Below are 9109 nucleotides of genomic sequence, written 5' to 3' on the forward strand. Positions count from 1 at the left end.
TCAGGGCATGGCCAGGGTGAGCACCGGGGGCACGCGCTCCGGTGCCGCCAGCCGCAGCAGGCCGTAGCCGATACCGGCCAGTCCCATCAAGAGTCCCGGAGTCTCCGTACCCCGGGGCAGTCCGCACAGCCAGCCGCGTGTCCGCCCCTGGTGGAGGATGTGGGCCGCGCGCTCCCTCGCGGCGTGGCTCCACCGGGAGTCGCCGAGCACCTCGCTCGCGAGCAGCAGTGATTCCACGTTGCCCAGGTCCCCATGGCAGAGGCAGTGGCCGCCGCCGAAGCCCTCGCGCAGGGTGGTGGCGAGCGCCGTCTCGAGCTCCGCGCGGACTTCCGGGCCGTCCAGGTACCGCAGCGAGCACAGCCTCCCGAGCGCGATGCCCGGCGCGCCATGGCACCACGTCACCATGAAGCCGGGGTTGGCCTCTCCCGTGGACGCCTCGGGCTCGCGGAGATCCTTCCAGTTGCCACGCTCCGGCACGAAGAGCGCGCGCTCGTAGGCGAGCGCCTGATCCGCGAGGTCCCGGTAGCGCGTGTCGCCCGTGGCGGAGGCCAGCGCCAGCAGCGCGTACGCGATGCCCGCCGCGCCGTGGGAGAAGCCCGACAGGGGCCGCTGCGCCGCGGGGCCCCTCCAGCCCACGCCGCCTTCCGGGCACGGCTGCGCGGTGACGAGGAGCCGCTCGCCGCACCGTCTCGCCGCGTCCAGCAGCCGCGAGTCCCTGGTGCGGGCATGCAGCCCCAGCAGGACGAGCGTGCAGCCCGCGGAGCCGCTGAGGAGATCCAACCGGGTGTCGGCGTCGATGAGGGGCTCCAGCGCGGGGAGTCCGGAGATCACCTCGTCCAGCAGCGCCGGCTGGTTCCAGAGCGCGGACAGGTGGGCGAGCACGTACGCGGAGGAGGTCCGGCCGACATAGGCGCCCACGCCGGCGTCGCTCGGGTCGGGGTTGCGCCAGGCGTCGCGGATGGTCTCCAGGCCCGCGCGGGCGAGCTGCTCGAAGTCCGCGCGTCCCGTCTCCCGGGCGAGGTACGCGAGGAAGAGGGAGACTCCGCCGACGCCCTCATACAGGTCCGTCCCCAGGGGCGAGAGGCTCCAGCGCCACTGCCCCAGATCCTCCAGGCTCATGCCAATCCAGGACACATCCGTCCTGCCCCGGATCGCCCTGGCCGCGAGCTGCTCTCCGAGGGAGACTGCGGCGGCGAGGCACTCCTCACGCGAGGCGGGCGGAAGGGAAGGGGGCGGGGTGGTGCGCGCGGCGGGACGCGCGGTGCCCCGGCCCTTGTCGAGCGACACCATCGACTTGCGGATGAGGGAGACCTGCGAGGCACAGTCCTTCTCGTCCATCCGCGCGAGCCGCTCGCGCACCTCGGACAGGCTGTCACGCGCGAAGTAGTCGCGGATGCACTCGCCGGTGCTGCTCCACAGGTGGCGCTGGCCGGGGCGCGTGGTGAAGAGGGGAATGTCCCCCAGCCGCAGGTCCGCGTGCTCCGAGGGCACGAGCCGCCGCAGCGCGGGCACCAGCGAGGCCTCGGCCCAGAGGTTGTCGAGCACCTTGTCGCGCTCCAGGCCCTCGCGCAGGAAGTCGGGGTGGACGCTCTCCTGCAACAGCAGGGCGTAGCGCTGGGTGGCGCGCACGATGTGGCGGACCTCCACGCCGGCGAAGGCCTGGAGGCGGGTGCCGAGCGCCTCGCGGTGCTGGCGCAGCAGCCGGTGCGTCTCCTCGAAGCCCTGGACGATGTCCTCGGTGAAGCCGGCGGGATCCACGGGCTGGCCCTGGAGCAGGGGACGGTTGCTGGAGCCCGAGGTGCGGCCCTGGCGGCGCACCAGGCGCATGGTGTCGCTGTAGGCGTCCTCCACCATGGGCATGGGGTGGGGCGAGAGCTGTCCGGCCTCGCCGCCCAGTCCGCTCATGTCCACGCCCGCGCGGCCCGCCCGGCCGAAGATGAGCATGGGCAACATGCCCACGGAGATGATGGAGCGATCCAGCTCGCCCCAGGCGCGCTGCATGGCCGAGTCCCCCGCCTCCAGGACGAGCCGCTGGTGGAAGAGCGCCTCCAGGTCCACGAGCACGGGGTACTCGCCCGCGGCGATGAGGTTCTCCAGGTGGAAGTCCACCGCCGCCAGCAGGTGGAGCAGGGCCAGGGAGCTGCCCTGCCGCCAGTAGAAGCGCTGGAGCGCCTCGCGCGAGTCACAGCCCGCCGCTTCCACGTATTCGACCCAGCCATGGGTGCCCCGGTCCAGCACGGTGAGCACGCGGTGGGGGTAGCGTGCTCCCCACGTGTTCAGGGTCTGGAGGAGCTGCTGGAAACGGACGTCCACCGCGAGCGACTTCGGCTTGTAGACGAGCCGCAGGCCGGAGCTGAAGCGCAGCAGGACCACGCTCCGCCCCTCGCGGTGCAGGTCCGAGACGCCCGATTGGAGGCCCACCAGGGAGCCGATGTCCTGGCCGCGGAGGAAGGTGTGGCCGAGCTGCTCCCGCTCACTGGCGAGGCGCTCGAGGAGCTCCAGGCTCACGGTGAGCCACCGCTCGGTGCTGGTGGCGAGCAGGCGGGCGAGCACCGGGTACTCCTCCAGCAGGGCGACGAGCACCCGTGGATCCTGGAGCCGCATGGTGGAGAAGTGGTGGAAGCGCTCCTGGGGCGTGTCGCCGGGGAGCTCCTCCATGAGCCGCGCCACGTTGAGCTCGAGGATGAGGGTCCGGGTGGACAGGGATTGGAGCCGGCGAGCCAGGCTCTCGAGCAGCGAGGCCTCGGCCTCGGGAGTCAGCAGCGGGAGCTCCAGCCCGAAACGGGCCTGCAGCGCGGCGGTGACCGTCCGCAGCCTCGCGGCGGCGAGCCGGATGAAGGGTTGGAGGAAGCCGGAGAACGCCAGCCCGGGCTGCCCCGGACCGGAGGGAGGCTGGAGCGAGGGAGGCAGCGGCTCTCCGGCGTGCCGCTGCTCGATGACCTCCTCGATGAGGGACACCCAGGAGCCACTGTCCTCGGAGGTCTCCCCGGGGTGCCCCGACCGGACGAGGATCCGCAGGAAGTCCTCCCGGTCGAGCCCGACGCTCCGCAGCCGCTCGTCGAGCGTCGCCTCGTCTCCCGCCATGAGCTGACGCCAGGCGCTCGCCCGGCGCTCGGCTTCCTGGAGGTCCGGCTCACTCCCCGGAGGGGGGTCCTCGTGCTTCGCGGTGGCCCGCTCGTGAAGGAACGCGGCTTTCTGCCAGGGAAAGACAGGAGCAATGACTTGCATGGAGGGTCACCTGGGGTCCGGGGAAACGCTCAGGCCACCTCGAGGTTGCTGCACAGGACGATGCCGCACGTCGGCACGCCATCGGTACAGCCGGTGGAGGGCTCCAGGGCGGCCCTTCCGCCGGTGACGCCGAGCAACTCGCTCTCGTCGAGCTCGGTCAACGCCCGGCCCGAGGGAGACTCGGGGAGGGAGGCCCGCTCCTCGGCGGAGAGGCTGGCGCGGAACGCGGGGTCCTTCCAGGCACGGACAATCCATTCCTTCTTCATTTCGTTCACTCCAGGTTGGCGCCGGGGGGTTCTCTTCCGGCACCCGGTTGGAGTGCGAGGGCCCTGGATGTGACACGGCCGCGTGGACGCGCTGGCGCTCGATGTGCACCTTGTCCCGTGAAGGACGGAGGTCGCCATGCGTGTACTCGTCACCTGGGGCTCGAAACACGGCGGCACCGAGGGGATTGCCCGGATTCTCGGTGATGCGCTCGAACGGCACGGCTTCGACGTCGAGGTCACCTCCGTGGGCAAGGTCTCGCGACTCGACACGTTCGACGCGGTGATTGTCGGCGGAGCGCTCTACGCCAACCGCTGGCCCTCCAACGTGCGCTGGTTCGTCGGACGTCACCTCTCGCGGCTTCGCCAGGTGCCCGTCTGGTTCTTCTCCAGCGGGCCGCTCGACGACTCCGCTGAGCATCAGGACATTCCGGCCACCCGGCAGGTGGGCGTGCTCGCCGAACGGGTGGGCGCGCGAGGCCACATCACCTTCGGCGGCCGGCTCGAGCGTGACGCCAAGGGATTCCCCGCCAGTGCCATGGCCAAGGAGCACAGCGGTGACTGGCGCAACCCCGAGCACATCCGGGCCTGGGCGGACAGGCTCGCCATCGAGCTCCCCCACGCCGCACCTGGTACGCCCGTCCCGCACCGCGCGGCTGCCCTCCCGCGCCTGCTCGCTCACGGCGTCCTGGGATGGGCGGTTGGCGCCGTCATCCTGGCCGTCCTTTCCCCGCTCATCGGCATCACGGCCGCACGGATCGTCCACACCCTCGCCGTCCCGTTCATCTTCAGCGCCGTCGGCTGGCACTACTTCCGCGTCCGCGGCGCACGCGAGCCCCTGCCGACCGCCGTTGTCTGGACGGCCCTCGTGGCCCTGCTCGACCTGGTCATCGTCGCCGGGCTCGTGCAGCGCGATGTCGCGATGTTCTCGAGCATCCTCGCCGTGTGGTTGCCCCTCGTCCTCGTCTTCCTCACCACCTGGGCGGTCGGCGAGATGATGGCGATGATGCCGGAGACCGTGCGCGCGGCGAAGCAGGTCAAGGCCTGAGCCGCTCGGTGGCGCGGGGTCACTTCCTCGCCACGAAGAGCCATGTCACTCCGCCGAGCTGGACCTTCCCTCCTGTCCGGTAGCGCTCGCACTCGCGGATGACCTCCTCCTCCCAGGCTCGTTGTTCCTCCGGCGTCAGCTCCTGGGCGAGCTTCGCCACGGGGCCTCCGAATGAGCGGATCCATTGCACCACGCCCGCGCCATCCGCCGCCTCCATCACGGGGATGTGCATGGGCTCGACGTGCTCCACCGCGAACCCGCTGCCCTCCAATACCGTGCGGAAGCGCTCGGGGTCGGCGTAGCGGAACACACTCGGGGTGTCGGGCTCGACCGGGGGGAGGGGACGGAAGCGGGCCATGGTCCTGCGCGGCAGTGACGAGTACTCCACCTGCTCGGGTCCTCCCCAGGTCGTACACACCAGGCGCCCGGAGGGCCGGAGCGCTCGCCAGATCCGCTCGAGCGCCCGCTCGGGCCGGGGCATGTACATCAACGCCCAGCGCACGGTCGCCGCATCGAAGGACTCCTCCGGCAGCTCGAGCGTCTCCGCATCTCCGGCACGGAACTCGATGTTGGACAGGCCCAGGGCGCGTGCCTGCTCCCGCGCGACCTCGAGCATGCCGTCGACCAGGTCCGTTCCCAGCACGAAGCCGGAGGGGCCCACCCGCTGCGCGGCGCGGAGCGAAGGCTCGCCCATGCCCGACGCCACATCGAGCACCCGCATGCCGGGCCGGAGCCCGGCGAGGTCGAGCATCCGCTCACTGACGGGCGCCGTGAGCCGGGACTCCATGTCGTGGTACTTGCGGACGATGGCGATGCGCTCGGGCCAGATGCTCTGCGGCTGCGGCGGGGGTGTGGTCATGGATGCTCCAGCGCCCTGACGTCAGGGCGACTGGATGATGATGTCATCCACGTACACGCCGTCGAAGTTCTTGGTGGCGTTGGACTCGAAGCGGAAGCGGATGCGCAGCGTCGACTTGCCCGAGAGCGGCAGGTTCAGCGAGCGCACCGCCCACGACAGGTTGCCCGTGTACCGCCTGGCCGTGAGCGGCGTCCAGGCGCCTCCGTCGACGCTGGCTTCCACGGAGACGAAGTCCTTGTTCCGCTCCGTGCGCGCCTTCATCCAGAACTGCACCGACACCGACGAGAGGCCCGAGACGCTCAACGGCGCCGCCAGCTCGGCGTAGCTCACGACGTTGCTCAGGTATTTGCCCACCGCGCTGTCGGTGAGGCTGTGATTCGAGCTGTGGAAGTTGGCGGTGGTGAGGCTCCAGGCCACACCGGTGGTGGGCGCCGGCAGGCTCCACGCGCCCGCACCACCCTCGAAGTCGTCCGCGAAGAGCGTGCGCCGGGTGGTGAAGCGCGAGGTGAAGGGCGCCGTCATGGCATTGCCCGCCAGGTCCTTCACCCCGCTCACGTTCACCTCGTAGGTGGTCAGCGAGCCGAGCAGCACCGAGGGCGTGAACGTGGCCACGCGGGTGGTGGCGTTGTAGGTGACGCCGCCCGCCACGGCCGTGCCATTGGAGACCTGGAGCAGCCGCAGGCCCGTGAGGGTCGCGATGTCCACGTTCTCGCTGAACGTCACCAGGATGGGATCCGAGGACGCCACGGACGAGGCTCCCGCCGCCGGGCTCACCGCCGTCACCGTGGGCGGCGCGGTGTCCGGCGCCGTGCCGGTGGTGAAGGTCCAGCTCGTCGCGGCGATGGAGAGGCCGGAGAGGTCCTGCACGTTCGAGAGAGAGGCCGTGTAGACGGTGTTGGCGGCCAGCGCGGCCGACGGGGTGAACGTGGCCGTCCAGCTGGCCGCGTCGTAGCGCACGGTGCCCGTCACCGGCCCGCCAGCGCTGGAGAGCGTGAACTGGGTGCCCGTCACCGTCGCGGGATTCACCGCCTCGCTGAAGGTCACTACGACGGAGACGTTGCTGGCCACGCCCGTGAGCCCGCTCGCCGGGCTCCGGAAGGTGATGGCCGGGGGCGTGGTGTCCGGCGCGTTGTCCGTGGTGAAGTCCACCTGCACATCCGCGGGGAACAGGTTGGGCTGGATGGCGTCATCCGAGGCGATGCCCGTCGCGCCGCCCTTGAGCGTGAGGGTGTAGTCCGTGAGGGCGGTGTAGCTGGCGCCCGTGGGGAGCTTCACCCAGAGCTGCCGCTTGGCCGCGTCGTAGGAGAGGTTCACCGTCACCGGAGTGCCGGTGAGGGCCTCCTCGACGCGCACCGTGGAGGAGGAGAGGGTGGCCGGGTTGATGGGCTGGTCGAACTGGACGAGCAGCGCCGAGGTCAGCGGGAAGGCCGTCTCTCCGTCCAGCGGCACGGTGTCCGCCTTCAGGTTGACCTGGACGGTGAGGGTGCTGCGCGTGGTGCAGCCCGGCCCGCTGCTGGCATCGAGCGTATAGGTCGTCGTGCGCGTGGGGCCCGCCACCGGCTGCGCCACGTTGGCGGACGAGAGCGCGCAATCCGCGCGGTTGCAGGACCAGGTGTAGGAGCCACCGGAGACCGGCGTGGGCCCGATGACGGTGGAGGCTCCAGGGTCGATGGACATGTCCGAGCCGGCGATGCCCGGGCTCGGGAGCACGGTGACCACGGTGCCCGCGGAGGCCGTCTGCAAGAGGGCGTCGGTGACCGTCTGGGTGAAGGTGGTGGTGACCGTGGGCGTCACGATGGGCGAGGCCACGGTGGCACTGTCGAAGCAGCCCGTGCACGCGGGGCTCGCGCTCCACGCATACGTGTACGGGGGCAGACCGCCGCTCGCCGGCAGGCCGATGGACGCGGACTGGCCCGCGCAGAGGGTCTTGTCCCCACCCGCGTTCGCGCTCAGCGGCGCGACCCCCGCGTCGGTGTCGGTGCCGGTGCCAGCATCGCTCCCTGTTCCCGTGCCCGCATCCATGTCGGTACCGGTGCCCGCGTCCGAGTCGGTGCCGCTGCCCGCGTCCGCGCCCGAGCAGGTGCCCGAGCCAGGGCACGTGCCGGAATCGACGGTCCCCGCATCACCGGTGCCAGCGTCCGAGCCGGTACCCGTGCCCGTGCCTCCGTCCGTGGTCGGCGATGTCGTTCCGGAGTCTCGAGGGGAGTCGGCCGTTCCGTCGGAGCCCGAGCCCGCGTTGACCGACGGATCTCCACCGCAAGCAGCCAACACGCACGCGAGCAGTGGCGCCAGCCACATCGCACGCAAGGACTGGGTTTGCATTCTCATACGCGAAGTGTAACCGTTTCAAATGAGGCCGAGAAATGTTGGAGTCGCACGGACTCCGCTGATGGTGGATCCGTTTGAGCCAAAGCCTTTCACTTTCAAAAGAGATGAGGCAATCCAAGATATGACGAGTTTCCAGGAGCACTCCATGCCGAGTCCGTTGATCGATCCCCGTGAGCTGGTCGCGCCCGAGTCGCGGCGGAACCTCGTCCTCATCGACGCGCGGAGCGGCCCGGGCGCACGCGCGCGGTATGAGGAAAGGCACCTCGAAGGCGCACTCCATGTCGATCTCGAGCAGGACCTCGCGAGCAACCTCGGTCCGGACGGGCGCTTCCTGCCGCCCCCGGAAGTACCGGGCGGTGCTCGGCGAGCGCGAGCCCTCGGACGTGATCGTGCATTGTGGCTCGGGAGTCACGGCGTGCCACACGCTGCTCGCCCTGGAGCACGCGGGGCTCACGGGCGCCAGGCTCTACGTCGGCTCGTGGAGCGAGTGGTGCCGCGGCGGGCGGCCGATGGTGAAGGGCGCATCGCCCGGCGGTGAAGGGTCCTGAATGGGACTCCTCCAGCCGCCTACCAGCACCCGCCGCCTCCTCCACCGATGAGTCCGCTGCTGGCAGGTGCGGACTACAGCTTCGCGAGGGCCGCGTCGTAGTTCGGCTCCTGGCCGATCTCGGGTACCTGCTCGGTGTGGAGCACCTTGCCGTTCTCGTCGAGCACGACGACCGCGCGCGAGTAGAGACCCGCGAGGCCGCCATCCTTGATGGTCACGCCGTACTGCTTGCCGAAGTCACCGCGGAAGCCCGAGAAGGTCAGCGCCTTCTCGATGCCCTCGGCGCCACAGAAGCGCTTGAGCGCGAAGGGCAGGTCCATGGAGACGTTGATGACGGTGACGTTGGGCTTCTCGGTCGCGCGCTTGTTGAAGGTGCGCACCGACGTCGCGCACACCCCGGTGTCGATGCTGGGGAAGATGTTGAGCACGCGCTTGCCCGGGATGGACGAGAGCTTCTTGTCGGCGAGGTCCACGCCAGTGAGCGTGGCGTCCGGCGCCTGGGCGCCGACGGTGGGCAGGTTGCCTGCGGTCTGGATGGGGTTTCCCTTCAGGGTGATCTGGGCCATGAGGTGCGTCTCCTTCGAGGTGAGGGGGCACCGGTCGTAATGGCACTCGTGGGGGGAGCGCCAGTGGAACAGGGTTCCACTGACGCGGGGTGGACGGTTCGGCGATGGACCGGAGGCTCACCTCCCGGGCGCGGTCATTCCAAAGTTGTCCAACTGTTGGAGTGCGCCAGGCGAAGCCTGGGTGAGGAGGAAGCGATGTAGGAGCGGAAACTTCACGAAGGGACCCTGCGGGTTCAAACCCCGCCCGGCAAAGGAGGCCGCCAGCCGGAA

7 protein-coding genes are annotated in these 9109 nt (G+C 70.4%); 2 read left to right on the top strand and 5 right to left on the bottom strand.

From position 1 onward, the window contains the following. Together AC16DP_RS23010 and AC16DP_RS23015 are read right to left on the bottom strand one after the other, a co-directional pair. Entirely contained in the window at positions 1-3228 is a 3228-nt protein-coding gene (locus AC16DP_RS23010) for a type 2 lanthipeptide synthetase LanM family protein (protein WP_329734545.1), read from the bottom strand. Between the two features lie 29 nt (positions 3229-3257). Continuing rightward, on the bottom strand, positions 3258-3494 hold the full coding sequence (locus AC16DP_RS23015; RefSeq protein ID WP_329734546.1) for a mersacidin/lichenicidin family type 2 lantibiotic: 237 nt from the start codon (positions 3492-3494) through the stop codon (positions 3258-3260). 136 nt (positions 3495-3630) lie between these two features. On the opposite strand from AC16DP_RS23015, the gene AC16DP_RS23020 reads away from it, so the two are divergent. Continuing rightward, a complete protein-coding gene (locus AC16DP_RS23020; protein WP_329734547.1) occupies positions 3631-4539 on the top strand; it encodes a flavodoxin domain-containing protein in 909 nt (302 codons plus the stop codon). A gap of 19 nt (positions 4540-4558) precedes the next feature. On the opposite strand, the gene AC16DP_RS23025 is transcribed toward AC16DP_RS23020, so the two are convergent. After that, entirely contained in the window at positions 4559-5398 is an 840-nt protein-coding gene (locus AC16DP_RS23025; protein WP_329734548.1) for a class I SAM-dependent methyltransferase, read from the bottom strand. Between the two features lie 21 nt (positions 5399-5419). After that, entirely contained in the window at positions 5420-7726 is a 2307-nt protein-coding gene (locus AC16DP_RS23030) for an Ig-like domain-containing protein (RefSeq protein ID WP_329734549.1), read from the bottom strand. A gap of 278 nt (positions 7727-8004) precedes the next feature. Here AC16DP_RS23030 and AC16DP_RS23035 point away from each other — a divergent pair, with 278 nt between their 5' ends. Continuing rightward, a complete protein-coding gene (locus AC16DP_RS23035; RefSeq protein WP_329734550.1) occupies positions 8005-8274 on the top strand; it encodes a sulfurtransferase in 270 nt (89 codons plus the stop codon). 73 nt (positions 8275-8347) lie between these two features. On the opposite strand, the gene tpx is transcribed toward AC16DP_RS23035, so the two are convergent. Next, positions 8348-8839, bottom strand: coding sequence for a thiol peroxidase (tpx, locus tag AC16DP_RS23040; protein WP_329734551.1), 492 nt, complete (start codon positions 8837-8839; stop codon positions 8348-8350). Positions 8840-9109 lie beyond the last annotated feature (270 nt).

This window comes from Archangium sp. (assembly GCF_057119385.1).